The organism is Kitasatospora sp. NPDC032757 (assembly GCF_055579305.1).
Map to the genome: position 1 here is coordinate 134,167 of NZ_JBVINN010000015.1, position 25,701 is coordinate 159,867.

Annotated in this window: 21 protein-coding genes and 1 pseudogene; 9 read left to right on the forward strand and 13 right to left on the reverse strand. The window is 73.3% G+C overall.

What is annotated here, in order from left to right; translation table 11 throughout:
- Positions 1-236 precede the first annotated feature (236 nt).
- Together ACZ5WK_RS19105 and ACZ5WK_RS19110 are read left to right on the forward strand one after the other, a co-directional pair.
- A pseudogene (locus tag ACZ5WK_RS19105) lies at positions 237-386 on the forward strand (hypothetical protein); the annotation flags it as partial.
- A gap of 169 nt (positions 387-555) precedes the next feature.
- Positions 556-1,179, forward strand: coding sequence for an FkbM family methyltransferase (locus ACZ5WK_RS19110; RefSeq protein WP_465548564.1), 624 nt, complete (start codon positions 556-558; stop codon positions 1,177-1,179).
- 21 nt (positions 1,180-1,200) lie between these two features.
- Here ACZ5WK_RS19110 and ACZ5WK_RS19115 read toward each other — a convergent pair whose 3' ends face one another.
- Together ACZ5WK_RS19115 and ACZ5WK_RS19120 are read right to left on the reverse strand one after the other, a co-directional pair.
- Positions 1,201-2,364 carry a low temperature requirement protein A gene (locus ACZ5WK_RS19115; protein WP_465548587.1) on the reverse strand — a complete coding sequence of 388 codons (1,164 nt, stop codon included), beginning with the start codon at positions 2,362-2,364 and terminating at the stop codon, positions 1,201-1,203.
- Between the two features lie 186 nt (positions 2,365-2,550).
- Positions 2,551-3,060 carry a nuclear transport factor 2 family protein gene (locus ACZ5WK_RS19120; protein ID WP_465548565.1) on the reverse strand — a complete coding sequence of 170 codons (510 nt, stop codon included), beginning with the start codon at positions 3,058-3,060 and terminating at the stop codon, positions 2,551-2,553.
- Positions 3,061-3,186: 126 nt separating this feature from the next.
- On the opposite strand from ACZ5WK_RS19120, the gene ACZ5WK_RS19125 reads away from it, so the two are divergent.
- Complete coding sequence (locus ACZ5WK_RS19125) at positions 3,187-4,095, forward strand: LysR family transcriptional regulator (protein WP_465548566.1); 909 nt, start codon at positions 3,187-3,189, stop codon at positions 4,093-4,095.
- Positions 4,096-4,179: 84 nt separating this feature from the next.
- Here ACZ5WK_RS19125 and helR read toward each other — a convergent pair whose 3' ends face one another.
- From helR to ACZ5WK_RS19140, 3 genes are all read right to left on the reverse strand, one after another.
- On the reverse strand, positions 4,180-6,342 hold the full coding sequence (gene helR, locus ACZ5WK_RS19130) for an RNA polymerase recycling motor ATPase HelR (RefSeq protein ID WP_465548567.1): 2,163 nt from the start codon (positions 6,340-6,342) through the stop codon (positions 4,180-4,182).
- A 385-nt stretch (positions 6,343-6,727) separates the two neighbouring features.
- Complete coding sequence (locus tag ACZ5WK_RS19135) at positions 6,728-7,921, reverse strand: alpha/beta hydrolase family protein (protein ID WP_465548568.1); 1,194 nt, start codon at positions 7,919-7,921, stop codon at positions 6,728-6,730.
- Between the two features lie 223 nt (positions 7,922-8,144).
- The gene (locus tag ACZ5WK_RS19140; RefSeq protein ID WP_465548569.1) at positions 8,145-8,501 is read right to left on the reverse strand and encodes a hypothetical protein; all 357 of its coding nucleotides are present in this window, start codon (positions 8,499-8,501) and stop codon (positions 8,145-8,147) included.
- A 339-nt stretch (positions 8,502-8,840) separates the two neighbouring features.
- On the opposite strand from ACZ5WK_RS19140, the gene ACZ5WK_RS19145 reads away from it, so the two are divergent.
- From ACZ5WK_RS19145 to ACZ5WK_RS19160, 4 genes are read left to right on the forward strand one after another with little or no spacing between them, the layout of a single operon-like run.
- Positions 8,841-10,118 carry an ABC transporter substrate-binding protein gene (locus ACZ5WK_RS19145; protein WP_465548570.1) on the forward strand — a complete coding sequence of 426 codons (1,278 nt, stop codon included), beginning with the start codon at positions 8,841-8,843 and terminating at the stop codon, positions 10,116-10,118.
- On the forward strand, positions 10,115-11,047 hold the full coding sequence (locus ACZ5WK_RS19150) for a carbohydrate ABC transporter permease (protein ID WP_465548571.1): 933 nt from the start codon (positions 10,115-10,117) through the stop codon (positions 11,045-11,047). The genes ACZ5WK_RS19145 and ACZ5WK_RS19150 overlap by 4 nt, the downstream gene beginning before the upstream one ends.
- Positions 11,044-11,877: a carbohydrate ABC transporter permease gene (locus ACZ5WK_RS19155; protein WP_396320436.1), complete on the forward strand. Its 834-nt coding sequence runs from the start codon at positions 11,044-11,046 to the stop codon at positions 11,875-11,877. Before ACZ5WK_RS19150 ends, ACZ5WK_RS19155 begins: the two co-directional genes overlap by 4 nt.
- 34 nt (positions 11,878-11,911) lie before the next feature.
- Positions 11,912-13,099, forward strand: coding sequence for an ABC transporter ATP-binding protein (locus ACZ5WK_RS19160; protein ID WP_465548572.1), 1,188 nt, complete (start codon positions 11,912-11,914; stop codon positions 13,097-13,099).
- 121 nt (positions 13,100-13,220) lie between these two features.
- On the opposite strand, the gene ACZ5WK_RS19165 is transcribed toward ACZ5WK_RS19160, so the two are convergent.
- The 6 genes from ACZ5WK_RS19165 to ACZ5WK_RS19190 form a co-directional block, all read right to left on the reverse strand.
- A complete protein-coding gene (locus tag ACZ5WK_RS19165; protein ID WP_465548573.1) occupies positions 13,221-15,782 on the reverse strand; it encodes an ABC transporter permease in 2,562 nt (853 codons plus the stop codon).
- Between the two features lie 110 nt (positions 15,783-15,892).
- On the reverse strand, positions 15,893-16,669 hold the full coding sequence (locus ACZ5WK_RS19170) for an ABC transporter ATP-binding protein (RefSeq protein ID WP_465548574.1): 777 nt from the start codon (positions 16,667-16,669) through the stop codon (positions 15,893-15,895).
- Between the two features lie 287 nt (positions 16,670-16,956).
- Positions 16,957-17,583 (reverse strand): response regulator, encoded by a 627-nt coding sequence (locus ACZ5WK_RS19175; RefSeq protein ID WP_465548588.1) that lies wholly within the window; start codon positions 17,581-17,583, stop codon positions 16,957-16,959.
- Positions 17,584-17,630: 47 nt separating this feature from the next.
- On the reverse strand, positions 17,631-19,358 hold the full coding sequence (locus tag ACZ5WK_RS19180) for a sensor histidine kinase (protein WP_465548575.1): 1,728 nt from the start codon (positions 19,356-19,358) through the stop codon (positions 17,631-17,633).
- Positions 19,359-19,554: 196 nt separating this feature from the next.
- Positions 19,555-20,727, reverse strand: coding sequence for an FAD-dependent oxidoreductase (locus ACZ5WK_RS19185; protein WP_465548576.1), 1,173 nt, complete (start codon positions 20,725-20,727; stop codon positions 19,555-19,557).
- Between the two features lie 244 nt (positions 20,728-20,971).
- Positions 20,972-21,712, reverse strand: a complete 741-nt coding sequence (locus ACZ5WK_RS19190) for a hypothetical protein (protein ID WP_465548577.1) — start codon at positions 21,710-21,712, stop codon at positions 20,972-20,974.
- Between the two features lie 388 nt (positions 21,713-22,100).
- Between ACZ5WK_RS19190 and ACZ5WK_RS19195 the strand changes: the two genes are divergently transcribed.
- Complete coding sequence (locus ACZ5WK_RS19195; RefSeq protein ID WP_465548578.1) at positions 22,101-22,787, forward strand: hypothetical protein; 687 nt, start codon at positions 22,101-22,103, stop codon at positions 22,785-22,787.
- Between the two features lie 508 nt (positions 22,788-23,295).
- On the opposite strand, the gene ACZ5WK_RS19200 is transcribed toward ACZ5WK_RS19195, so the two are convergent.
- Both ACZ5WK_RS19200 and ACZ5WK_RS19205 read right to left on the reverse strand, forming a co-directional pair.
- On the reverse strand, positions 23,296-23,955 hold the full coding sequence (locus ACZ5WK_RS19200; RefSeq protein ID WP_465548579.1) for a rhomboid-like protein: 660 nt from the start codon (positions 23,953-23,955) through the stop codon (positions 23,296-23,298).
- A gap of 8 nt (positions 23,956-23,963) precedes the next feature.
- Positions 23,964-24,281, reverse strand: a complete 318-nt coding sequence (locus ACZ5WK_RS19205) for a hypothetical protein (RefSeq protein WP_465548580.1) — start codon at positions 24,279-24,281, stop codon at positions 23,964-23,966.
- Between the two features lie 368 nt (positions 24,282-24,649).
- Between ACZ5WK_RS19205 and ACZ5WK_RS19210 the strand changes: the two genes are divergently transcribed.
- The gene (locus ACZ5WK_RS19210) at positions 24,650-25,030 is read left to right on the forward strand and encodes a TipAS antibiotic-recognition domain-containing protein (RefSeq protein ID WP_465548581.1); all 381 of its coding nucleotides are present in this window, start codon (positions 24,650-24,652) and stop codon (positions 25,028-25,030) included.
- Positions 25,031-25,701: the final 671 nt, after the last annotated feature.

A 25,701-nucleotide genomic window follows, 5' to 3' on the forward strand; every position in this document is an offset into this window, starting at 1 on the left:
TCCTTGACGGATCGTCAGATGACCGTCCAGAGGCGGGGGCGCCGTCGGTCCGTCTCGCCCGGCAGGCCGCAGGACCGTCGCGCACGAGGTCGCCGCCGTCCGTACGCGGCTGCCCGCCGCCCGGTCGCGGCCGACGAGCTGGACGGACGAGCATCTGCGACGCCGTCCGCGACCGCGGCTACACCTGGCGGGTCTCCGCCCGGGTCGACTGCGTGGACGCCGACCTGCTGGAGCGGATGGCCGAGGCCGGATGCGTCGCCCTCTACCTGGGCATCGAGACCGGCTCGCCGCGCCTGCAGCAGGTCATCAAGAAGCGGCTGGACCTCGGACTCCTCGAAGAGGTCCTCGACCACACCGAACGCCTCGGCATCGCCGCCACGGTCTCCTTCATCACCGGCCACCCCGAGGAGGAACCCGCCGACCAGGACGCCACTCTCGACCTCCTCGGCGACTGCCTGCGCCGGCCGCGGAAGGCCTGCACCACCCCGCTGCACGTCCGGCGGCTTCTTCCTCGACTCCGGGGCGTCCGACGGCGTCGAGGTCAGCAACACCCGCGTGCTGGAGCGTGCGTTCGGCTGGACGGGCATCTGCGTCGAGCCGAACGCCGCCCTGTACGCCGAGCTCGTCGCGAACCGGTCCTGCCACTGCGTCAACTGCTGCCTCTACGAGCGGGACGACGACGTCGAGTTCGTCGAGGCCGGGACCATCGGCGGCATCCTCGACGAGTACCACCCCGCCCTGCTCGACCGGGCCCGCGGCCTCCTCGGCGCCGCGCCCGGCGGGCCGCCGCCGACCGTCCGCAAGCCCGCCCGCACCGTCCGCTCGGTGCTGCGCGGGTACGGCGCGCCGCCCGTCATCGACTACTGGAGCCTCGACACCGAGGGCTCGGAGCTCACGATCCTGCGCAGCTTCCCCTTCGACGAGTACACCGTGCGGGTCCTGACCGTCGAGCACAACTGGTCGCCCTCCCGCGCGGTCCTGCGGCGGTTCCTCGAAGCCCGGGGCTTCCGCTGGGCCGCGGCGCTCGGCTGCGACGACTGCTACGTGAGCGGCGCGGTGGCCGGCGCCGGCCCGGGCTTCGGCCCCGGGGCGGACGGGCCGGACAGGACGGACGGCGGTCTCTTCGGCGAGCGGGCCGGCGGCCATGCCTGGCGCAGCTCGGTCTGGCGCCGCCGCTGACGCTCCGGAGCAGGGGGCCGCCTACGAGGCGGCCGCTCCGGCGGCTCCTCGCCGGGCGGCGCTGCGGTGCTTGGCGAGCTTGGCCAGCGCGAACACCACGACGGCGGCGCAGCCCACGGCGGCCCACGCCGGCAGGAACACCGACGCGGGAACCAGGCCTGCCGAGGTGAGCAGCAGGCACGGCAGGTACCAGCCGAGAACGGTACGAAGGGCATCCCCGTACCGCAGCGAGATGGCGGCGTTGGCGGAGTAGAAGGCGAGGATGCCGCCGCACAGCGCCCACCGGGAGCCGGGCGGCAGCGGATGGTCGGGCTCGGCCACCGCGGTGCCGAGGGCGGCGGCGATCACGGTGATACCGGAGACCAGAACGAACGGCAGGTACATCACGGTGTCGCGGATGGCGCGGTCCGACCCGCCGGCCTGCGCCCGCAGGAGTCCGCGGGCGGCCTCCGCGGTGCCCCAGACGAAGAAGATCATCGCGAGTTCGGCCACCACCACGAAACCGAGCAGCGCGGCGGCGCCGGACGGACCGGTGAAATGGTCGGCGAGGGTGACGACGACGGTGAAGACGCTCTCGCCGAGCACGATGACGACGAACAGGCCGATTCGCTCGACCAGGTGCTCGGTGGAGAGCCGGGCGTAGAACTGCGTGCTGATGCCGGCGCGGATCACCAGCAGCGTCACCTCCAGCACGACCGCCGCGATCCAGAGCACGAACCTGCCCGGGCTCGGCACCGCGGCCGAGACCGCCCAGAGCACGGCCGGCGTCAGGCAGTACAGCACCGGCCGCCAGAGCGGCAGCGGACTGCCGGGCTGCCGCGCCCGGCCGAACCAGATGCCGAAGAACGCGAGCCGCACCCCGGCCGCCCCCAGCGCATACGCCCACGCCCGGTCGCCCAGCCCGTCCGGCGCCGCGGCCGCCATCAGCCCGAGGGCGGGCATCGCGCCCAGCAGCATTGCCTGGCTGCCGGGACGGTCGGAGCCGAACACGTTGATCGTGATCGTCAGGTTGGCCCAGGCCCACCAGGCCGGGAAGAACAGCACCAGAAAGGTGCCGAACTGTTTCGCCCCGGGATCGCCGTGCAGGTCGTGCGCCAGCACACTCACGGTGACGACGAACACCAGGTCGAAGAAGAGCTCGAACCAGCCCGCCCGCTGCTCCTCCGGCACCGCCTCTTGTGCCATCACCTCACCACTGTGCCCGCCCGCCGGCGCCCACCGGCGGAGGGCGCGCCGTCGGGCCGGGGCACCGACCGGCCCACGACCCCCTGAACGGGGACACGGGACGGCCCGGCGGGTGGAGGCGGGCGGGCGCGCGAGCCAGGGCGCATCCCCGGCACAGGCCGGCGGCCGCCGCAGGCCGTGCTGCCGTCAGGCGCCGAAGACGGCGACGGGGTCGCCGGTGAACCAGGTGTTGTCGATGCGCATCCGGCGGATGAGCCAGCGGCTGCCGTCGCGCACCAGGTCCACGGTGTAGGGGTTCTTGAGCAGGGCGTGCGTGCCCGGGTCGGCCGTGAGCAGGTGCTGGGCCTCGACGAGCGCGGTGAGGCGGGCGGTGTCCCCGTCGATGGTGATCCGCGGGTTGGTGACCTGGTGGGTGGTGTCCACCCGGCCGGTGAACATGGCGAGGATGGCGTCGACGATGGTGTCCCGGCCGCTCATCAGCGGCGGCTTGCCGCCCCAGCGTGCGGCGGCCGGGCGGAAGTCGAGCTCCGCGTCGGCGGTGAAGGCCGAGGCGAACAGCTCGCGGTCCTTGAGGTCCTGGCCGAGGCCGAACCGGTAGAGGGCGTCGGTGATTTCGGCGCGGTCACGCAGTTCGGCGACCACCGCGGCGGTGTCGGCGGGCTGCGCGGCCAGGGCGTGGTGGGCGGTGGTGTCCATCGGGTCCTCCGGTGAGTGACTGACGTCGTGTTCGACGTCACCCACTCTGGCGCAGTGATCACTGGCGACCAACGGCCGTGTGCGCAATGATCGTGAACCCGGGCTTAACGGCAGGAGGGGCGGCACGTGATCGAGCGGCACGAGGTGGAGGCGTTCCTGGCGCTCGCGGAGGAGCTGCACTTCGGCCGCACCGCCGAGCGGCTGCACGTGACCACCGCCCGCGTCAGCCAGACCATCCGCAAGCTGGAGCGGAGGGTGGGTGTGCCGCTGTTCCGCCGCACCAGCCGCCGCGTCGAACTCACCTCCACGGGCGCGCAGTTGCAGGAGGAGCTGCGCCCTGCCTGGGCGGGAGTGCGGACGGCGGTGGAGCGGGCGGTGGAGGCGGGACGAGGCGTGTCCGGCACCCTGCACGTCACCTTCGTCAGCGCGGCCGGCGCACAACTCCTGGCCGGCGTGACCAAGCTGTTCCGCGAGCGGGTCCCCGACTGCGAGGTGCGCATCCGGGAGGTGCAGGCGGGGCAGTTGCTGCACTGGCTGCACTCCGGCGAGGTGGACCTCGCGCTGAGCGCCCTCCCCGTCGGCGAACCCGGCATCGCCCATGGCCCGGTGCTGGTGCGCGAGGCGTGGATGCTCGCCGTCTCCACGGACCACCCCTTCGCCCGTCGCAGCAGCGTCCCGGTCGACGACCTGGCCCGCGTCCGCCTGGTGCAACTGCCGGATCACGCTGCCGTACCGTCACGGCAGTCGGGCCGGTCGCCGGCCGTCGCACGCAGTGCGACGTCCGTCATGCCCGTCACTCCCGGCCCGGCAGCCGGGACGTTCCAGGAGGCACTCACACTCGTCGGAGCCGGGCAGGGGGCCCTGGCCGTCGGCGCGCACACCAGGCGCTACTACGCACGCCCCGACGTCGCCTACGTACCGATCAGTGACGCCCCGCCGCTGCAGTGGGGCCTGATCTGGCCGGCGGACCGCGGTACCGCCCGTGTCCGGGCGTTCGCCGAAGCCGCGGTCGACCTGGTCGACGGGCAGGGCTGAAGGCCGGGCCCGTCGTGGTGGCGGCCTTGGTCGGCGGTGGTCCCCGTGATCGTCGCAGCGGCGATCACGAGGACCTCGCCGGGCTCAGGGAGTGGTCAGGACGACGAGCCGCTGGGTCGCCCGGGTCATCGCGACGTAGCGGTCGACCGCTCCTTCGATGCCCTCGCCGAACGTCTCCGGGTCGATGAGGACGACCAGGTCGAACTCGAGCCCCTTCGACAGCTCGGGCGTCAGCGACCGGACCCGGGGCGACGCCCGGAACGCGCCGTCGTCGAGGTCACCGGCGGCGATGACGCAGGCGACCCCTTCGGCATGCGCATCGAGCCAGGTGCCGAGGACCGAGTCCAGATCGGCGACGGACCCGTGCACCACGGGGATGCCGCTGCTGCGGATGGAGGTCGGCACGTTGGCGTCCGGGAGTGCGGCCCGGATGACCGGCTCGGCCTCCGCCATGACCTCCTCCGGCGTCCGGTAGTTGACGCTCAGGGAGGCCATGGTGATCCGGTCGAGCCCGACCCGTTCGAGCCGTTCCTGCCACGACTCCGTGAACCCGTGCCTGGCCTGGGCGCGGTCCCCGACGATGGTGAAGCTCCGCGACGGGCAGCGGAGCAGCAGCATCTGCCACTCGGCGTCGGTCAGCTCCTGCGCCTCGTCCACGACGATGTGCGCGAACGGGCCCGCGAGCCGGTCCGGATCGGCGGCGGGCAGGGCGGTCTCGTCGATCAGGGTGTCCTGGAGGTCCTGCCCGCGCAGCATCGTCACCGCGCCCTCGCCGTCGTCGTCGGCCTCCAGCAGGCCGGAGATGACGTCGGCCCGGCGCGCACGTTCGGCGGCGACGGCGGCCTCGTGGCGACGCTTGCGGACCGACGCCTCGGCGTCGCCGAGCCGCTGCCGTGCGGCGTCCAGGAGCGGCAGGTCGGACACCGTCCAGGCCTGGGCGTCCTTGCGCTGCAGCGCGCGGATCTCGTCGCGGCTGAGCCAGGGCGCGCACTTGCGCAGGTAGGCGGGGACCGTCCAGAGGTCTCCGACGAGGTCGGTCGCCTCCAGCATCGGCCAGGCGCGGTTGAGGGCCTTGATGAAGTCCCGGTCCTGCAGCAGGGACCTGCGGAGCAGCTCGGGGGAGGCGTCGCTGTCGTCCTTCTCCATCAGGATCGTCAGCAGCTCCTCGCGGATCTGGTCGCGCGCCTCGTTGTGCGGGGTGCCGGGTTCGACCGCTTCGAACGCGGTCGCCCAGTCGTCGGCGGACAGCCAGAGGTCCGACCAGTGGCTCGAGACGGTCATCCCCTCGGTGGGCGGCTCCTCGTAGATGCCGACGGCCGGTTCGATGGCCTTCACCATGTCCGCGGACGACTTCAGGCGGGCCACCTCCGGGTCGGTCTCGACCGGTGCCTTGGCGCCCTCGGCGACGAGCTCGCGCACGGTGCAGGTCTGCACGCCCTCCTCCCCGAGACTGGGCAGGACGTCGGCGACGTAGGCCAGGTAGGGCTGGTGCGGACCGACGAACAGGACCCCGCCCCGACGGTGACCGAGACGGGGGTCGGAGTAGAGGAGGTGGGCGGAGCGGTGCAGGGCGACGACGGTCTTGCCCGTACCCGGACCGCCGTCGACGACGAGAGCGCCGCGGGAGCCCGCGCGGATGATCGCGTCCTGGTCGGCCTGGATGGTGGCGAGCACGTCCCGCATCCGGGACGACCGGTTGCTGCCAAGGCTGGCGATGAACGCGGACTGGTCGTCGAGCGCGGCGTGCCCCTCCAGCCCGTCGGCGGTGAACACCTCGTCCCAGTAGTCGCTGATCCGGCCGCGGGTCCAGCGGTACCGGCGGCGGCTCACCAGACCCATCGGGTTGGCGTGGGTCGCCGCGAAGAACGGCTCGGCCGCGGGGGAGCGCCAGTCGAGCAGCAGCCGGCGGCCGTCGCTGTCGGTGAGGCCGAGCCGTCCGACGTAGACGGGCTCGGAGTCGTCCGCACCGACGACGTGCCCGAGACACAGGTCCAGGCCGAAGCGACGCAGGGCGCGCAGGCGGCCGGACAGCCGGTGGATCTCCGTGTCCCGGTCCATCGCCTCCCGGCCGATGCCGCCGGGCGACCTGCGCACCTCGTCGAGGCGGTCGGACAGTTCGGCGATCGCCTGCTCCAGGCTCTCCTCGATCGCCGCGAAGTGCTGCTCGTCGGCGGAGATCAGCGCAGGGGCGGCCTTGGCGGAGAGACGGTCGGGCAGGTCGAACGCGCTGGTGGTCAGAGGGTCCATGTCAGCAGCTCCGATCCGAGGTCGTTCCCGCGAAGTCCGGTTGCGCGCACTCCCGCATCTCGGCGCCGAGTGCCCGCAGCCGCGGCGCGAGTCCCACCCCCGCCTCGACGTCACTGCACGACCCGTCAACCGACGCCAACACACGCACCTTGTGAATCTCCCGTTTCTGCAGGTAGTGGCCTTGGCCCGCGATTCTGCCCCACTACGGGGGCCTTGCCGCAAGCCCCCCGGTGCGCTATAAGTTGAGAGTGGCAAGGAGTGGGTTCTCCTCTTTGCCCTCCCTCCCTCCGTCGCACCCGGGGAGCCACGGCGCACGGGAGGCGCACCGGAGGCCACTGCGGACGCGGGCCCCGATGCCTCTCTCACCACCCCGCCGCAGGCTGGATCACAGGGCCTGGGAGTGGAAGCCGATCTCCGGGTTGCCCGGGGTCGGGCCGTCCAGGATCGGCTGCTCGACGCCCTTGAGGTGCAGGTCGAAGAAGGCCGCGACGAACGACCGGGTGAGCTCCACCGACCGCTGGGCGGAGATCGTGGTGCCGGGCGGACTGGGGATGCCGAACTTCTCGGCCAGCAGCGGGACGTCGGTGAAGGTGCCGTGGTTGGAGCCGGCGACGGTCAGCCAGCGCTTCCAGCCGTCGAGGTTGGCCCAGCTCCGCGTCCAGGTGGAGTCCTCCCCGCCGTCGTCCAGCGGGTGGCCGAGCATCATGAACGGCTTGCCGTCGAGCCCGGTCGCGGGCACCTCGAAGTCCATGGTGCCGTCCAGGTTCACCCCGGCGAGGATCCGGTCGTCGGTGAGCAGGGCCGGGACGGCCGCCGCACCGCCCAGCGAGTGCCCGGCCGTGCCGATCCGGTTGGAGTCGATCATGCGCGCGTAGCGCCAGGCCGGGTGGGGGTGGGCGGTCAGCCGGTCGATGACGAAGGACATGTCCTTCGCACGGCTCGCGGACACGGCCTCGGGGCCGCCCTCGGGGAACCGGTCGCAGATGACGCAGGGGAGCGTCGTCCCGTCGGGGAAGGTCGTCCCGGTGTTCTCGTAGGTGTGGTCGATCAGCGCGATGACGTACCCGCGGCTGGCCAGGTCCTCGGCGAGGCTGGTCAGTTCGGTGCGCGGCATGGTGAAACCGGGGGAGAGCAGCACCAGCGGGAACCGGCCGGGGGCCGGGCGCGCGTCGGACTCCGCCCACGTGCGGGTGGTGGTGAGCGCCTCGGTGGGGATGGTGTTGCCCGGCACCTTCCCGTCGAGCATGAGCCGGGCGGCCTCGGGGGTCATGTAGGGGGCCGGCCCGCCCGTCCCGCGCTTGGCGGGGTAGTACACCGACACCATCAGCTGGCGCGGGCCCGCCGCCGGGACCCACGGGTCGGTCCGGTCCTGGTCGACGAGGTGCAGGATCTCCCGGCCGACCGCGTACGGGCCGGTCGGGCGCGGCAGTTCGGCGTGGTCGCCTGCCGGCAGGGCGGCCGGTGCGGTGGCGACGGTGCCGGGCGCGGGCGCGGCCAGCGCCGGAGCGGCGGCGGCGAGGGACAGGGGGAGCGCGAGCAGCAGGGCTGCCGCGGCGGCAGTGCGGCGGGTTCCGGTCATACCCAGGACGGTAGTTCGGGCGAAAGGGAGTTGACGTCAGCTCAGGAGAGTAGGGGGTGCGCCTGAGGGGACGGCCCACCGCCCCCGGGATGCCCCCCGGGTGCCCCTTAGGGGACTCGGCGGGTTCGGGTCCGGGCCCGGCCCCATGCCGACGGGCGTCCCGCCGGGGAACCGTTCGGGCGAGGTTGGCGGGCCGGCCCTCCTGTGCACACCGGTCGGCCGGTCACCGGGTCTTCGCGGGCTCCCGGCGGGTGGCCAGCAGGGTGGCGCCGGCTGCCGCAGCGATCGCCCCGGCCGTCAGGAACCCGCCGGTCGAGCGCCAGGACAGCACCGACCAGCGGGAGCCGGCGGAGAGCAACGAGCCGGTGCTCAGCCAGGATCCGGCCGAGAGAAGCGAGAGGGCGGAGCCGAGCGATCCCACCGACAGGGCGCTGCCCACCGAGCCGACGGAGAGCACCGAACCGACGGACCCGATCGAGAGCACCGAACCGACCGAGCCGATCGACAGCACGGAGTTCTTCGATGCGAGCGACAGGAACGAGGCGTCCTCGTGGGGCTGGGCGGAGCAGTGGTCGGCCATGGGGGTCATCCTAGGCTGTGTCCGGCCGGCGCGCCGGGGCCGCTGCGGGGAACGGGTGGAGGGGTGGATGCCGGTCCGGGCCCGGGCGAGGGGTGCCCGGGCCAGGGCGGTCCACGCGTGCGGCTCGGGGAACTCGGGCCCCCGCGGGAACAGCGTGCGGCGCGGGTGCGCCGGGCGGAGCACCCGCTGGCGGATGAACTCCCCGAGGCCGTGGCCGCTGACCGGCACCGGCGGACCGGACTGCTCCGTTCGGCTGATCGACCGGCGCGGCGCGCACCGGCCCCGAAACCGCACGTGGCTACAGTCGGGAGGTCCGTTCAGCTTCACGTCGGGAGATCGATGGCGAAGGGCCGCACGTTCCGCTCGCGGTGGCTGGGCGTCACCATGGGGTTCTGCGTGGTCGCGTCCGTCCTGGCAGGCTGCGGGAGCAGCGGGCAGGGCGGGCCGGTGACGTTGAACTGGTACAACTTCCCCGACGACTCCGGGGCTCTCCAGGCGGCCGCCGACCGGTGCGGCCGGCAGTCCGGCGGCCGGTACGCCATCAAGTACAACAAGCTGCCGCGCGGGGCCGACGGCCAGCGCCAGCAGCTCGTCCGCCGCATGGCCGCGCACGACGCGGGGGTGGACATCCTGGGCCTGGACGTCACCTGGCCGGCCGAGTTCGCCGAGGCCGGGTGGATCCGGGAGTGGACCGGGCCGATGAAGGAGCAGGCCGTCGCGGACACCCTGACGGCGGCGGTGCAGACCGCGACCTGGCAAGGGCACCTGTACGCGGCGCCGTACAACTCCAACACGCAGCTCCTCTGGTACCGGGACGACCTGGTACCGGCTCCGCCGAAGACCTGGGCGGAGATGCTGGCCCAGGCCGACGCGCTGGCGAAGCAGGGGAAGCCGCACTACGTCGAGATCCAGGGCGCCCAGTACGAGGGACTGACGGTCTGGTTCAACACCCTGGTGACCAGTGCGGGCGGCTCCATCCTCACGCCGGACGCCCAGGCGCCCTCGTTAGGTCCGCCCGCTGTCGCCGCCGCCGGGGTGATGCACGACACCGCCACCTCGGCCGCCGCCGACCCCTCGCTGCCCAATCAGATGGAGGACCAGAACCGCTTGGCGATGGAGTCCGGAACGGCCGCCTTCGAGCTCAACTACCCTTTCGTGTACCCGTCGATGAAGGCCAATCAGCCCGAGCTGTTCCAGCACTTCCGCTGGGCACCGTACCCCGCCGTCCTGCCCGACCGGCCGGCCACCGTCACCATCGGCGGGATCGACCTCGCCGTGGGCGCGTACGGCCGTAGCCCGGACCTCGCGTTCGAGGCCGCGCTCTGCCTGCGGGACCGTGAGAACCAGCTCACCAACGCGCTGAAGGGCGGGCTGCCGCCCTCCCTGCGCAGCCTGTACCAGGCGGCCGAGCTCACGTCGAGCTACCCGTTCGCAGCGGACGTGCTGGCCGCGCTGGACAACGCCAGCGTGCGGCCGCAGACCCCCGCCTACCAGAACGTGTCCATCGCCATCTCGCACTCTCTCTCACCGCCCGCCGACATCCGGCCGGAGAGCACCATCGCCGGTCTCCGCGGGCAGATCGAGGACGCGCTCGGCTCCAAGGGGCTGATTCCGTGACACCGTCCACCGTGCCCGCCGACACCGGCGGGCACAAGACCGAGCAGCTGTCCGAGGGCGCCCGGCAGGAGCGCCGGCTGGGCCTGCTGCTCTGTGCGCCCGCCGCGATCGTCATGCTGGCGGTCACGGCGTACCCCATCGGGTACGCGGTCTACCTCTCGCTGCAGCGGTACGACCTGCGGTTCCCGCAGCAGGCCCGCTGGGTGGGGCTCTCCAACTACGGCGCTGTCCTCAGCTCGCCGTTCTGGTGGCAGGCGCTGTGGGTCACCGTGCTGATCACGGTGGTGTCGGTGGCGATCGAGCTGGTCCTCGGCATGGTCCTGGCCCTGGTGATGCACCGTGCGGTGTTCGGGCGCGGCACCGTCCGCACCGCGGTCCTGATCCCCTACGGCATCGTGACCGTGGTCGCCGCCTACTCGTGGCAGTACGCCTGGACGCCGGGAATCGGCTACCTCGCCGACCTCCTGCCCGAGGGCAGCGCCCCGCTGACCGACCAGTGGCAGGCGATCGGACTGATCATCCTGGCCGAGGTGTGGAAGACCACGCCGTTCATGGCCCTCCTCCTGCTGGCGGGCCTCGCCCTCGTGCCCGAGGAGACGGTCCGGGCGGCGATGGTGGACGGCGCGACCTTCGGACAGCGCATGCGCCTGGTGGTCCTGCCCCTGATGAAGCCGGCGATCCTGGTCGCCCTGCTCTTCCGCACCCTGGACGCCTTCCGCATCTTCGACAACATCTACGTGCTGACCGGTGGCTCCAACGACACCGGATCGGTGTCGATCCTCGGCTACGACAACCTCTTCACCGCCCTCAACCTGGGAATCGGCTCGGCGATCTCGGTGCTGATCTTCATCTGTGTGGCGGTCATCGCCTTCGTGTTCATCAGGGTCTTCGGTGCCGCCGCGCCGGGTGGCGAACCGGAGCGCCGATGAGCAGCCGCCGGACGCGCACGCTGACCGGCTGGGGCATCGCCAACCTGGTCGTCATCCTCTACGCGCTGTTCCCGGTGTGGTGGATCGTGGCGCTCTCGTTCAAGGACCCGAGCACCCTCACAGACGGCGACTTCGTCCCGCGCAAGTGGACCTGGGAGAACTACCGGGGGATCTTCCAGACGTCGGAGTTCACCCGCGCCCTCGTCAACTCGATCGGGATCGCGGTGATCGCCACCACGATCGCCGTGGTGCTCGGCACCATGGCGGCCTACGCGGTGGCCAGGCTGAGGTTTCCCGGCAAGCGGCTGCTGATCGGGGTGTCCCTGCTGATCGCGATGTTCCCGCCGATCTCGCTCGTCTCGCCGCTGTTCAACATCGAGCGCGTACTCGGCCTCTTCGACACCTGGGCCGGTCTGATCATCCCCTACATGACGTTCTCCCTCCCGCTCGCGATCTACACCCTGTCGGCCTTCTTCCGTGAGATCCCCTGGGACCTCGAGAAGGCGGCGAAGGTGGACGGCGCCACCCCGTGGCAGGCCTTCCGCCTGGTCATCGCGCCGCTGGCCGCCCCGGGCGTGTTCACCACCGGCATCCTCGTCTTCATCTTCTGCTGGAACGACTTCCTGTTCGCCATCTCGCTGACCTCGACGATCTCGGCCAGGACCGTGCCGGCGGCGATCGCCTTCTTCACCGGGAGTTCGCAGTTCCAGCAGCCGACCGGCTCGATCGCCGCGGCCGCCGTGGTGATCACCATTCCGATCGTGATCTTCGTTCTGCTGTTCCAGCGCCGCATCGTCGCCGGCCTCACCGCCGGCGCAGTCAAGGGATGAGACCGCCCCACCGGGCGGACCAGGAAGGCGAACCGTGGCCGAGATCGTCCTCGACGGCATCACCAAGCGCTACCCGGACGGCGCCCTGGCCGTCCGCGACTTCAACCTCACCATCGCCGACGGCGAGTTCGTGATCCTGGTCGGCCCGTCCGGCTGCGGCAAGTCCACCACCCTCAACATGATCGCCGGGCTGGAGGACATCACCGAGGGCACCCTGCGGATCGGCGGACAGGTCGTCAACGACCGCGCCCCCAAGGACCGGGACATCGCGATGGTGTTCCAGAGCTACGCGCTCTACCCGCACATGAGTGTGCGGGAGAACATGGGCTTCGCGCTGCGCCTGGCCAAGGTGGACAAGACGGCCATCGCGGCCAAGGTCGAGGAGGCCGCCCGGATCCTCGACCTGACCCAGCACCTCGACCGGAAGCCCGCCAACCTGTCCGGCGGGCAGCGCCAGCGCGTCGCGATGGGCCGCGCCATCGTCCGGGACCCGAAGGTGTTCCTGATGGACGAGCCGCTGTCCAACCTCGACGCCAAGCTGCGCGTCCAGATGCGGACCCAGATCGCCGCCCTGCAACGGCGGCTGGGCACCACGACCGTCTACGTCACCCACGACCAGGTCGAGGCCATGACCCTCGGCGACCGGGTGGTCGTCATGCGCGGAGGCGTCGTCCAGCAGGTCGGCAGCCCCCAGCACCTGTACGACGCGCCCGTGAACCTCTTCGTCGCGGGCTTCATCGGCTCGCCCGGCATGAACTTCCTCGGTGCGGTCTTGGAACAGAACGTGTTGCACACCTCGCTGGGCGACCTCCCGCTGGACGACCGGAAGCGGCAGGCCCTGGAGCGGGCCGACGCGCCGCGCGACCTCATCGTGGGCATCCGCCCCGAGGACTTCGAGGACGCCTCGCTGGTCGACGGCCACGGCACTGGCCTCATCGGCACCGTCACGGTGGACGTCCGGGAGTCCGTCGGCTCCGATGTGTACGTCCACTTCGCCGAGGAGGGCGGGCCCGCCCGGACCGAGGAACTCGCCGAGCTGGCCGCCGACTCCGGCCGGGCGGACACGGGGATGCAGGAGCACCACGTGGTCGCCCGGCTGAACACCGCGACCCGCGCCGCCGAGGGCGAGGCCCTGCGGCTGTGGGTCGACACGGCCCGGATGCACGTCTTCGACCCCGGCACCGGGGCCAACCTGACCCGGCCGGAGGACCCCGGGGCCTGACCGTTCGGCCGCCGGGCCCCGAGGCGGGGCTCGGCGGCGGCGCGGCTGCCGCCGACCCCTGTCCGACCGGGCGGGTTGCGGGGGAGCGGCCCGGCCGTCACCGACGGCGGCCCGGTGCGGGTCAGGCCTCGGCGACCGCCTGGAGGGGGCCCAGAGCGGCGGCCCGGCGGGCCGGGAGTGCGGCCGCGGCGGCACCGACGGCGAGCGAGAGCACGACGGTGAGGGCGAGGGTGCCCCAGGGGAGGGCGAAGGTGTACTGGGGAATGGCCCCGTTGGCGAGTCCGCTGACCCTCCAGGCTCCGAACAGGCCGCCGGCGAGGCCCAACAGGGTGCCGTAGGCGGCGACGGTGAAGGATTCGAGGCGGATCATCTGGCGGATGCCGCTGCGGTCCATGCCCACGGCGCGCAGGACTCCGATCTCCCGGGTCCGTTCGGTGACCGACATCGCGAGCGTGTTGATCATTCCGAGCGCCGAGATGATCACGCCGATGGCGAGCAGCCCGAGGCCCATGGTGAGCAGGTCGCCGGCGACGCCGGCTTGTTCCCGGACGAGCTGGGCGCGGTTCTGGACCTTCAGCAGGGGGCTGTTGTCGACGGCGCCGCGCAACTGCCTCTCGCGCTCCGGGGAGGCGGTGTCGGTGGTCACGAGGATGCGCTGGACGGAGTCCCGCAGGAAGCCGTGCTGCTGGACATCGCCGCGGTAGGCGAGGACGTCCTGCGCGGTGGGGTTGTCCTGGTAGATCCCGACGACGGTGTAGGGCCGGTCGCGGTCGCCCTGGCCGGGACCGATGCTCGCGTTGATCCTCCCGCCGGTGCCGATCCGGTTGTCACGGGCGAAACTGCTGGAGACGGCGATCCGTCCCGGTCCGAGGTCGGCGACGGATCCGCTGGTGAAGTGGAGCTTCATGACGGCCCCCACGGTCTTCGGGTCGACACCGGAGACGTGCCGGACGAAAGCGCCGGTGGAGATGGTGGAGTCCGCGACGGCGGAGGCGGTCGTGATGCCGGGCAGGGCCGCGACCCGTCGGACGGCGCCCGGGTCGATGGCGGTGGTGGTGTTGCGGGTGCTGATGACGTAGTCGGCGCTCAGGCCGGCGGCGGCCTGGGAGTCCAGGGCCCGGCCGGAGGAGTGGTCGATGGCGGCGAGTCCGGAGACCAGCGCGGTGCTGATCATCAGGGCGGCGGCGGTGGCGGCGGTGCGGCGAGGATCCCGCAGGGCGTTCTGCCGGGCGAGCTCGCCCACGACGCCGAACCGGGCGGTGAGCCGGCCGAGGGGGCGGATCACCGGGCCTGCCAGCAGCGGGGCCAGCATGATCAGCCCGGTCACCAGGACGCCGCATCCGACCATCGCGGTCCGCAGGTGCTCGTCCGAGGCGTCCTTCGCGTCGCTCAACGAGACGAGCAGTCCCGCGCCGAGGAGGAGCAGGGCCGCGCCGGCCGCGCCCCTGAGCCGGGACAGCGCCGCGGAGGGAGGCTGTTCCGCGGTGCGCATCGCTTCGATCGGCGCGATCTTGGCCGCGCGACGGGAGGGCAGCCACGCGGCGAGGACCGTGACGCCGACACCGACGACGAGGGAGGCGAGGACCGGCGCCGGTCCGACCACCAGCGGGCCCCGGGGCAGCGCGTCGTGCGCGGTGCCGAGCAGGGTGGGCAGGACGCCGGCGACGGCGAGTCCGAGGGCGAAGCCGAGCACGGAGGCGCCGAGGCCGACGAGGGCCGCCTCGGTGAGCACGGAGCCGACCACCTGGCGGCGGGTGGCGCCGATCGCGCGGAGCAGCGCGATCTCCCGGGAGCGGCGCGTGACCAGCATGGTGAAGGCGTTGACGATCAGGAACGAGCCGATGAAGAGCGACACCACGGCGAAGACCATGGGCAGCCGGGAGTAGCTGCTGGTCTTGGTGGCGATGAAGACCGACTGCTGGTCGAGCTGCGCGGTCGCGGTGGTCGCCTCGGCGCGGTCGGCCGGCAGCAGCGCGCCGACGCGCCGGGCCAGGTCGAACTGGTCGGTGCCGGGCGCCGCGGACAGGTTGATTCCGGTGTAGTGGCCGGGGGTGGCGAACAGTTTCTGCGCGGTGGCCCTGTCGAACACCGCGAGGGTGCCGCCGGAGGTGACCCGGGTGTCGTCCGTGGCGACGGTGCCGACGAGCCGCAGCCGCAGGACGGGGCCGTCGGTGGCCAGGGTGACGATGTCGCCCAGGGAGTAGGCGCCGGCCGCCGCGGTGGTGCGGTCCAGGGCCACCTCGTCGCCGGCGCGCGGGGCGCGGCCGGCCGTCAGCGGGTAGCGGCCGTCCTTGCCGTCGGCACCGGGGAGGTAGGCGGCGGCCAGCCTGCCCATCGCGTTGTCGGCGCGCATCGGGGTGCCGTCCTTGGCGGCGAGGGTGACTGATCCGTCGACCGCCGGACGGGCCGCCGTGACGCCGGGCACGGCCGCCAGCCTGGCCACGAGCGCGTCGTCGAGGACGGTGGTGCGTTCGTCGGCGGGGGCGCCCGGGGGGTACTTCGGGTCCACGGTGACGGCGATGCCGGCGTAGTTCTTCGCCATGGAGGCGCGGTAGGCGGCGGTCGTGCTGTCGGCGAAGACGAGCGAGCCGGAGATGAACGCGACCCCGAGACAGACCGCGAGGACGGTCATGATCAGACGGGCCTTGTGCGCGAGGACGTTGCGCAGGGCTGTTCGCAGCATGGTGGGCTTTCGGCGGGTGTGGGTTCGGCGGGCATGGGTTGGGCGGGTGCGGGCACGGCGGGTGTGGCTTCGACGGGCGCGAGGCGGCGCGGGCGGGGCGGCGAACGCGGTCAGGAGGTGCGGCCCTGGGCCTCGAACGCGAGCATCCGGTCGAGGACGGCGCCGGAGGTCGGCTCGTGCAGCTCGTCCACCAGGCGGCCGTCGGCGAGGAACACCACGCGGTCGGCGTGGGCGGCGGCCACCGGGTCGTGAGTGACCATCACCACGGTCTGCCCCAGCTCCCGCACCGAGTCGCGCAGGAACCCGAGCACCTCGGCACCGGCACGGGAGTCGAGGTTGCCGGTCGGCTCGTCGGCGAAGACGATCTCCGGACGGGAGACCAGGGCGCGGGCCACGGCGACGCGCTGCTGCTGGCCGCCGGAGAGCTGGGACGGGCGGTGGGCGAGCCGGTCCGCGAGGCCGACGGTGGTGACGACGGTGTCCAGCCAGGCGGCGTCGGGCCGCCGTCCGGACAGCCGCAGGGGCAGGGTGATGTTCTCCAGCGCGGTGAGGGCCGGCAGGAGGTTGAAGCCCTGGAAGACGAACCCGACCTTCTCCCGGCGCAGCCGGGTGAGCTGCCGGTCGTTCAGGGAGGCCAGCTCGACCCCGCCGATCCGGGTCGATCCCGCGGTCACCGGATCCAGGCCGGCCATGCAGTGCATCAGCGTGGACTTGCCGGACCCGGACGGGCCCATGACGGCGGTGAACCTGCCCCGCGCGAACTCCACGGTCACCGCGTCCAGCGCAGTGACCCGGGTCTCGCCCTTCCCGTAGGTCTTGGTCAGGCCCGACGCGCGGGCGGCCGGCTCCGTGAGAGCGGTGCTGGAGGAAGGGAACGTCTGGGACATGGATACTCCGGCTGGCGTGCGACGGCCCGCGAGGAGTTCCGCGAGCCGGGGGATGCGTCCATCCTCACGGCCCTGAACTGCGAAAAGGTCGTTCTGAAGGCGGGAGTTGACCTCTGCCGAAGGGACAAGGACAGCAGGCCCGTCTCTGCCGAAGGGACAACGGCAGCAGGCCCCGTCTCTGCCGAAGGGCAGAGACCCGGCCGGCGGCGCCAGGCCCCGCGGCGGGGACGGCGAGAGCTTCGCCGCCGCCCCGGGCCGGCCGCGGACGGGGCTGGTGAGCGGTGCCGTCAGGTGGCCAGGCCGGTCCGGTGGGCCAGCAGCGCGGCCTGGACGCGGCTCGCCGAACCGGTCTTGTCCAGGATCGCGCCCACGTGGGTCTTCACCGTGCCCGTCCCGATGCCGAGCCGCCCGGCGATCTCCTGGTTCGACAGCCCCTCGCCGAGCATCGCCAGGACCTCCCGCTCCCGGCCGGTGAGCCGGGCGATCCGCTCGTCCGCGAGCGCGCCGCCCGCCTGCGGTCCGTCACCCGCGCGCAGCATCCGCGAGATCACCGCCCCCGTCACACCGGGGGAGAGCACGGCGTCCCCGGCCGCGGCCGCCCGTACCGCGCTGATCAGTTCCTGCGGGCCCTCGTCCTTCAGCAGGAACCCGGCGGCGCCCTCCCGCAGCGCCCGGACGACGTTGTCGTCGTCGCCGAAGGTCGTCAGCATCACCACGCGCGGTGCGGGATCGAGGGCGAGCAGCGGGGCGATCGCGGCCAGCCCGTCGCACGCCGGCATCCGGATGTCCAGCAGGACCACGTCGGGGCGGTGGGCGGCGGCCAGCTCGACGGCCTGCCGTCCGTCCGGGGCCTCGGCGACGACCTCGATGCCGTCGGCGTGCCGGAGGATGAGGCGCACGCCGTGCCGGATCATCGTCTCGTCGTCGGCGAGCAGGACACGGATCGGCGGGGTGGATTCGGTCACGGGGTCTCCCAGGGTGCGGCGTCCCGGACCGACGGGACGGTGAAGCGGTCGACGGCGATGAGCCGCTGTGCGGCGTCGAAGCAGTAGCGGGCGATGGTCAGGCCGCCGGGGCGGGACTCGGTGGCGCCGTTGAACGGGTAGATGCAGCCCACCGTGCCGGCGGGGCGCGGGGGTTCGTGGCCGGTGGCCGCGGCCCGGACCGCCAGGTTGTCCAGGACACCCGACCCCGCCACGTCTGCGTAGGTCATGCCGAGCCGGGGCAGCGGGCGCGGTCCGGCGTCCTCCCGCGGCGCGGTGGCGTAGACGAAGGCCGTCCCGAGGGCCATGAGCACGCTCACCGCCACCAGCCCGAGGGCGAGCGCCACCACCTGCGCGGTCCGGCGGTCGGGAGGGACGCCGCCCTCGTCGCCCGCCTCGTCGCGGGTCCGGCCGTCGCCGGGCGTGTCCTCGCCGGGCACGTCGTCCGTTCCCGCAGGTCCGGTGGCGGGCCGCCCGGGGCCGGGGGCGTCGCCGGGCTCGGCCGGCAACGCCGCTTCCACCAGGAAGCCGCCGGAGGGCAGCGCAGCGGCCTCGAACGTCCCGCCCAGCAGCCCGACCCGCTCCCGGAGACCGGTGAGACCGCGGCCGGTGCCCACGCTCCCGGCGGAGCCCGGGGCGGTGGGCGGGGCGCCGTTGCGGACGGTGACCCGCACCGTCGCGTCGTCGTGCACCACCGTCACGGTGACGTGCGCCGCGCTCGCGTACCGGTGCACGTTGGTCAGCGACTCCCGCACCACCCGGTGTACCGCCCGGCGCACCCGTGCCGGGCGGGTGTCGAGGTCCGGCCCCGTCCAGACGAGCCGCACGGCGATCCCCCCGCCCCGGGACTCCGCGACCAGCGTCTCGAGGTCGGCGCGGGTACCGGTGGCGTCGGTGAGCGCCTCCGTCCCGGTGTCCCGGCCCAGCGGCCCGAGCACCCCGAGGGCCTGCCGCAGCTCGTGCATCGCGTCCCGGGTGGTCCGCCGCACCAGGACGGCCTCCTCACGCAGCTCCGGGTCGGCCTTCTCCAGGGCCAGCTCCAGCCCGCCGGCGTGCAGCGAGATGAGGCTGAGCCGGTGCCCCACCAGATCGTGCATCTCGGCGGCGATCCGGGACCGCTCATGGAGGCGGGCCTCGCTGTCGGCAAGCCGGCGGGCCTGCTCCGCCGCGTCCGCGCGCTCACGCAGCGCCCGCACCAGCCGCCGTTGCTGCCCGTACGACGTGCCGACCAGCCCGGGGACGATGACGGCGGTCGGTGTGAGGATGAGGCCGAGCGCCAGCCCGTACGGCACCGATCCCGGGCCGAGCCAGGGGGCGGACAGCGTCGCGCACAGCACGAGCAGAGCGGCCGCCGCGGCCGGCAGGCGGGCACGCCTGCGCGCCCCGGTCGTCCGCCGCGCCACCGTGTACGCGGTCGCCGCCGTGAGAGGTCCGACGCAGGACGCCAGACCCGTGAGCCCGGCGAGGGCCAGGAGCACGGCCGCGGGGAAGCGGCGCCGCAGCGGGAGGAGCGCCGCACCGGCGGCCAGCACCGCCAGCTGCAGATATGGGTGACGCAGCAGCCCGAGACCGGCGACCGCCCCCCACACGCCCAGACCCGCGAGCACCACCCCGGCCGTCTCCGCCGCCGCGCGGCCGGCCGCGCTCGGAAACCCTCCGAGCGGACGCGTGCGGACGGAGCGACGGAAGGGATGATGACGAGCCACGCTGACCAGTATCGGTACCGGGCGTCGCGACGGTGTGCGCCTCACGGCGGATCCGGCCTCTACCGAAAGACAGAGACGCGAGGGTGACGGCACGGCGGTTCCGCGTCTGGCCTGCCCCATCGGGAGCCGCACCCCGCCCCTGGGTACGGCCCGGTCCGGCGGCGTCCACGCAGGCGGGTGCGCCGCCTCGTGGGCTTCAGGGCAGCGGGGTGTCCCAGGTGAGGAGGTGCAGGAGTTCCTCGCCGGGGCGGGAGGCCGGGCGCTCGGAGCCCTGCGGCGGGGCCGCGGCGGAGGGCCGGCCGGAGGTGGGGCCGGTGGTGAGGCGGGCGCTGGCGGCCATGTTCTGTTCGGTCCGGGGCCGGCGGTGGTGCTCGTAGCGGGCCAGGGCGGCGGCAGGGGAGGGCGTGTCGCGCAGGGCCTTGGCGAGGACGACGGCATCCTCCAGGGCCATCGAGGCGCCCTGCCCGGTGGCCGGGGAGGCGGCGTGGGCGGCATCGCCGATCAGGACCGCGCGCTCGGTGCGCCAGCGGGTGCCCGGCCCCAGGTGGAGGGCGTTGGTGACCATCAGCCGGTCGCCCGTCGTGGCGACGATGCGCGCGGTGGGCGTGTCGTCCGGGTGCAGCAGCAGGCCCAGCTGCTCCCGCCACTGGGCGGGAGTGGTGCCGGCGGCCTCCTCTGCGGTCACGGGCGGGCCGGGCACGCGGGCGAACCAGAAGGTCTCGCCGGAGGGGGAGACCAGGTAGCCGAAGGCGGTGGCGCTGCCGCGCACCATGGTGATCCGCTCGGTCGGGCCGGGGGGTGGCGGGGTGGCCGTGCTGTACCCGTAGAAGACGCGCTGGCCGGCGTAGCCGGGGCCGGGCGCGGTGGGATCGAGCCAGGCACGGACGGCGGAGCGCAGCCCGTCGGCGCCGACCAGGAGGTCGCCGGTGGCGGTGGTGCCGTCGGCGAAGTGGGCCGTGATGTCGGCGGCGGTCTCCGTGACGGCGGTGAGCCGGGCACCGTGCCGGATCGTGATGCCGCGTCGGCGGACCTCGGACCGGAGGGACGTGCCGAGTTCCGCGCGGCGCAGGCAGCGGTAGCGGGTGAGCGGGTCGTCGGGCTCGCCGAGCGGGGCGGTGGCCAGCTCGGCGCCGTGCTGGTCGATCACGTGCATGACGGTGACGGGGAAGCCGAGGGCGGCGACGTGTCCGGCCGCGTCGACCTGGGCGAGCGCGCGCATGCCGTTGGAGGCCAGGGTCAGGAAGGCGCCGATGTCCTCCCCGGTGTCGGGGTGCGCCTCGTGGACGGTGACGTCGAAGCCCGCCTTGTGGAGCGCCAGGGCGGCCGCCGCCCCGGCGATGCCGCCGCCGATGACCAGGATCCGGGTCAACTCGCGTCCCCCTCGGACGTGTTGTCCCGCCACCGGCCGGGACGGCTCGGGGCGGGTCGAACTCCTCGCTCGGGTCGGAAGTCTAGCGAGACGAGTGGCTCCGCAGCTGGTTGCACCCGCAAGGCCGGCTCCGCCCCGAACAGCGTGGCGGTCGCACCACGAGGGCGGCACGGCCCGGATCGGCCGGCACGGCCGCCGCCGATGACGTGCGCGATCCGGCACGACCGCACCACGGCCGGACCCGCTACCCGCTCACTGATCGCTGACGACCACTGACCGACCGGAGGGTGCGGCGTGCGGCGCCCAGGACGAGCAGGGCCCAGAGGAGGCCGACGCCGGCCACGACGTGGACGCCGCCGACGAAGGGGAGGTCTTCGTCCGTCGCGGCCGGCGGGGCCCAGCCCTCCGGGTCGACGAGGGCGGTGATGGTGGTGCCGACGTCGGCCGGGCCCGAGCAGCCCGGGCCGTCGTACGAGGCGTGCGGCAGCGGCCGGCCGTCGGCCCGGCGGATGCCGCACGTCCAGCTCACCCGGCCGCTCCTGTCCTTCTCGCGGTGGGCCGAGGCGATCACCACCTGGGTCTCCACGCCGCGGTGGGCGATCAGCGCCGCGCGGAGGCTGGCCGTCGGTGTGACCAGCAGGAGGATGCCCAGCAGGACGCCGGGCCAGAGCACCCAGCCGCTGGTTCGTACCACCATCAGCCCGCCGAGCGCCACGATGAGCACCAGGACGGCGAGGACCGCGCAGGGGGCCTCGTAGTCGGGGTCGGTGGCGATCGCGAGCAGCCCCACCATCAGCACCGGGGTGAGCACCCCGGTCAGGAGCGCCGCCCTGCGGACGGTACGCGGGGACGGCCGGCGGTCGTTCCCGCTGCGCTTCCTCCCGGCGCGCTTCCTCCCCGTGCCCTTCCCTCCGGCGGGCTCCGGGGGCCGAGCCGTCCCCTCGGCCAGCGGTCGCTTCTGCTTCTTCGTCCGGCTCCGCGCCATGCCGCCCCCGTTCGGTCGTCGACCACCCGCGCGCCTGACCGCCCGCGCCGCCACAGTCTGACGCAGGCTTCGGGCGCCGGGAAGCGCTCGCCGGTTCGGCGGCGCGGGCGACAGCACGTGGGCGGAGGACGGGCATGGATCTCTCCCGGGCGACGGCGCCGGCTCCGGGTACGGCCACGGAGGAGCCGTCGTGCACCGGTCCGGTTCGGGCCGGCGCGCGAGGGACCGGAGCGGACCACCGCACAAGCGCGACCACCGGATCGGTGCGAACCCGGTTCCCGGCCCTGCCGGGCGGGTACACCCGCAGCGACTGCCGCCCGGTGGTGCGCCGCTCCCCGGCCGCGCCGCCCGCGGCCCGACAGCCTCAGCGCGTCAAGGGGGCCGTTCCATGTCCGATCACCCCTCAATCGACCACCAGGCCCAGGACGAGCAGACCGTGCGACGCCTCCGCCTGGGCATCGGCGTCCTCGGCCTGCTGCTGCCGATCGTCCTGCCCGTCGGCAACAGCCTCACCTCCGCCCGCATCGCCCTGCTCAGCTCGATGAGCGCGTCGTACTACACCCACATGCGCAACGTCTTCGTCGGTGGCCTCTGCGCCATCGGCGTCTTCCTGATCTGCTATCGCCACGACCGCCGGGAGGACCGCCTGAGTTCGGTCGCCGGCGTCCTGGCGATCCTGGTGGCACTCTTCCCCGCCGAGCCACCGGGGTCGGTCGCACCACACCCGACCACCGCGCAGACGACCATCGGAACGTTCCATCTCTGCTTCGCCGCAGGCCTGTTCGGCGTACTCGCGTACTTCTGCCTCCAGCTCTTCGCGGATTCCCCGTCCAGCGGTGGGCGGCGGCCCGCGCGCGACTGGGTGTACCTGGTCTGCGGCTGGGTGATCGTGGCGTGCGTGGTCCTGGTCGCGGCCGGAGCCGTCCTCCACCTCACCTGGGACTCGCCCCTGACCTTGATGTACGCCGGCGAGGCGGTCGCCGTCCTCGCGTTCGGGGTCGCCTGGCTGGTGAAGAGCGAAGCCGTCGTCACCTTCGCGCCGCGGGCCGCACCGGACGCCGTCACCGAGTCCTGAGCCGCTCCGGGGCGGGCAACGGGGCGGCTCCGGGATGATCCGGACCTGCCCCGGCCGCACGGCCCGGCTACGGGGCGAAGCGCTCGTGGTCCCGGGCCGTGGCTCGGCAACGCTGCCCCCACGGAGCCGGAGACGCGTTGGCGCCGACAGTCCGGCACCGACGCCTCGACGCCGCTGCACCGCTGTCGGCGACCCGGCAGTGGTCACGCGAGCCGCCGCTCCTCCGCCACCACGACGAGGGTCCTCCGCCCGGAGGACGCCCCTCGCGAGAGAGACTTCCTCACCACTCACTACGGCCAGAACCCCTGGATCCTGACGTCGAACGGCAGCGGCGGCTGGACCTGGGAGGGCGTTTCCGCGACCACGTACATGGACACCCAGGTCAGGTCCGACCGCGGCGTCCTGATCATGGTCGCCGCCTACAACTACGAGACCGGCACGTACATGGACGCCAACGCGCACTGAACCCGGCGCACAGCGGTGGCCCCGCGCGCCGCGGTGCGTCGGTTCACGGCCCGGCCGGTGCGGGGCGGGCGGGCCGGCGGGCCACCGGTGGCAGGCCGAGCCGGTGGGCTCCCGCGATGGCCAGGCCGGCGGTGAAGGCGAGCACGTGGCCCACGGCGGACACCTCGCCGTCCCCGATCCCGGACAGCAGGTCGGGGGCGGCCACCGCCAGCATCACCAGCCACGCCGCGCGTGACCACACCGGACGGGCCCGTCCGATCGCCACCGCCAGCGCGGCCACGACGACGTAGGACGGGCCGGTGTCCAGCACGTGCGTCTCGGCGTCCGGCAGCGAGCCGTGCTCGATGCGCCACCACACCAACGCCTCCGTCAGCCCGGTCGCGGCCACGTGGGCGAGGGCCAGCGACGCCACCGCGCGGCGGGCGCCGAGCACCGACACCACCGCGAACACGGACAGCGCGAAGACCGGCCACACCCAGACGGTGTTCTGCGGCACGAACACGGACACGACCAGCGACTCGACCGGGTGGCCCGACGGCCACGGGCGCAGGTTGTCGAGGTTGGTCGACGCCCACTCCCGCAACGCCAGCACCCGCTCGGGCGGCAACAGTCGCAGGACCGGCCACATCGCGGCGAGCACGGCGACGTACCAGAACGCCGGGTTGCGCACCAGGCGCCGCAGCGGAGGGAGCGTCGGACGCATGCCGGCCACTACCGGGCGCGGCGCCGCGGCCGCGGGCCGCCGGCGAGTGCCGCACCCGCGGTGAACGCCGCGACACCGGCGGCCGTCAGCCCGTGCCGGGAGCGCCAGGACAGTACCGACCACCGCGAGTTCACGGACAGCGGCGATCCGAGGCTCAGCCACGAGCCGGCCGACAACGCGGGCAGCGTGGAACCGGCCGAGCCGGTCGACAGCACGCTGCCGACCGACCCCACCGACAGCACCGAGCCGACCGAGAGGACGGAGTCCTTGGACCACCGGGCCGACGTGGGTGAGGACGAGGAGGACGACGAGGATGCTGCGGACACCGAGGCCGACAGGGGCAATGACGAGGAATCAGTACGCTCCGACACCCGCCGATCGTATGCCGCCGCTTCCGCCCGTCAGCCGCGCCCCGCCCCTGGCGGCGTCCGCTGACGGGCGGATCCACCCGCAGGTGGTCCGGGAGCCGGTCGCCCGCGGCTCTGGTCCCCGCCGTCGCGACCGCCGGTTCCCCACGGCGGCACCGCTGCAGACGACCACGCCGGAGCGCTGGATCCACGCTCAATTAACAGCTTGCCGACCCGGCGGGTCTGTGTCACTGTTCCGCCTGATCGGCAGTTGGTCAATGCCGGCATGTTGGCCGCCTCTTGGGGAATCCGCTGAAGAGGCGTAAGAATCATGAGAATTGGTGCCCATGGGGAATCAGTACGAAGATGAGTGTCGCCGGTCGTTGGCAGGAGAGCAGGCGAAAAGCCTTGCCGAGACCAACAACTGGGGGCACGTGGACAGGAACCAGGTCCACCAGGACTGGGACGTGCTGTACAGGGAGATCGCGGCTTGCCTGGACGACTCCCTGCCCGGGGACCGACACGTTCAGGAGCTCGTTCGCAGGCACTTTGACATAGCCTGCCGATTTTACGTCCCCACGAGGGAGGCCTACGTCGGAATGGCGCTCTTCTACGCAGAAGACGACGCCATGAGGGAGTTTCATGATTCCTACCATCCCAGGATGGTGGAATTCCTGGGTGATGCAATGAAAATACTTGCTGAACGAGGGGTCGGCTTCGCCTCGTAGGGCGGGATCCAGGCCGGATCGCAGCCCGACACCTGGAGATCGAACGGATCCGCAGGCAGCTTCAGCAGCCGGCAGCACCAGTGGCCGTGCCCAACGCGCCGCGGGTCGTGCCTGGCGTGCCCAACGGCCCGGTCAGCGGCAGGCCGTGACCACCAGCGGACCGAGGGCGCAGCATCCGCCGGGACGTGACCTCGATTGGCTCCGGCGGGCCGCCGAGGCCGCCGAGGCCGGCGACGCCGGGACCTGGTGCAGGGAGCCGGGATCCACGAGCAGCGCGGGTCCCACCGTCAGGCCGTCAGCTGGTACCGCTGGGCGCAGGAGCACGGTGACGCCGACGCACTCCGGCAGACCGCCCGCCCGGAGGCCGAATACCCCGAGCGGCCGGGTACGTTCTCTGACGCTTCCTCCCGGTCGGTAGCGTTCCACGCGGGTGAACTGATCACGGGTGAACCGATCACCGGTCGACTGATCATTCGCAGGGTCGGTGAACCCAGGGGCCGACCCTCCTCACAGGGGTGGGGGGGGGGGGGGGGGGGGGGGGGGGGAGGGAGGAGGAGGGGGGGGGGGGAGGGGGGGGGGGGGGAGGGTCCCACCCACCCCCCCACAAAACCGGAAGGGGCGGAGAGAAGGGTGGCCCCCCGTCACAAAGACCGCAAACTACGAACGCCACC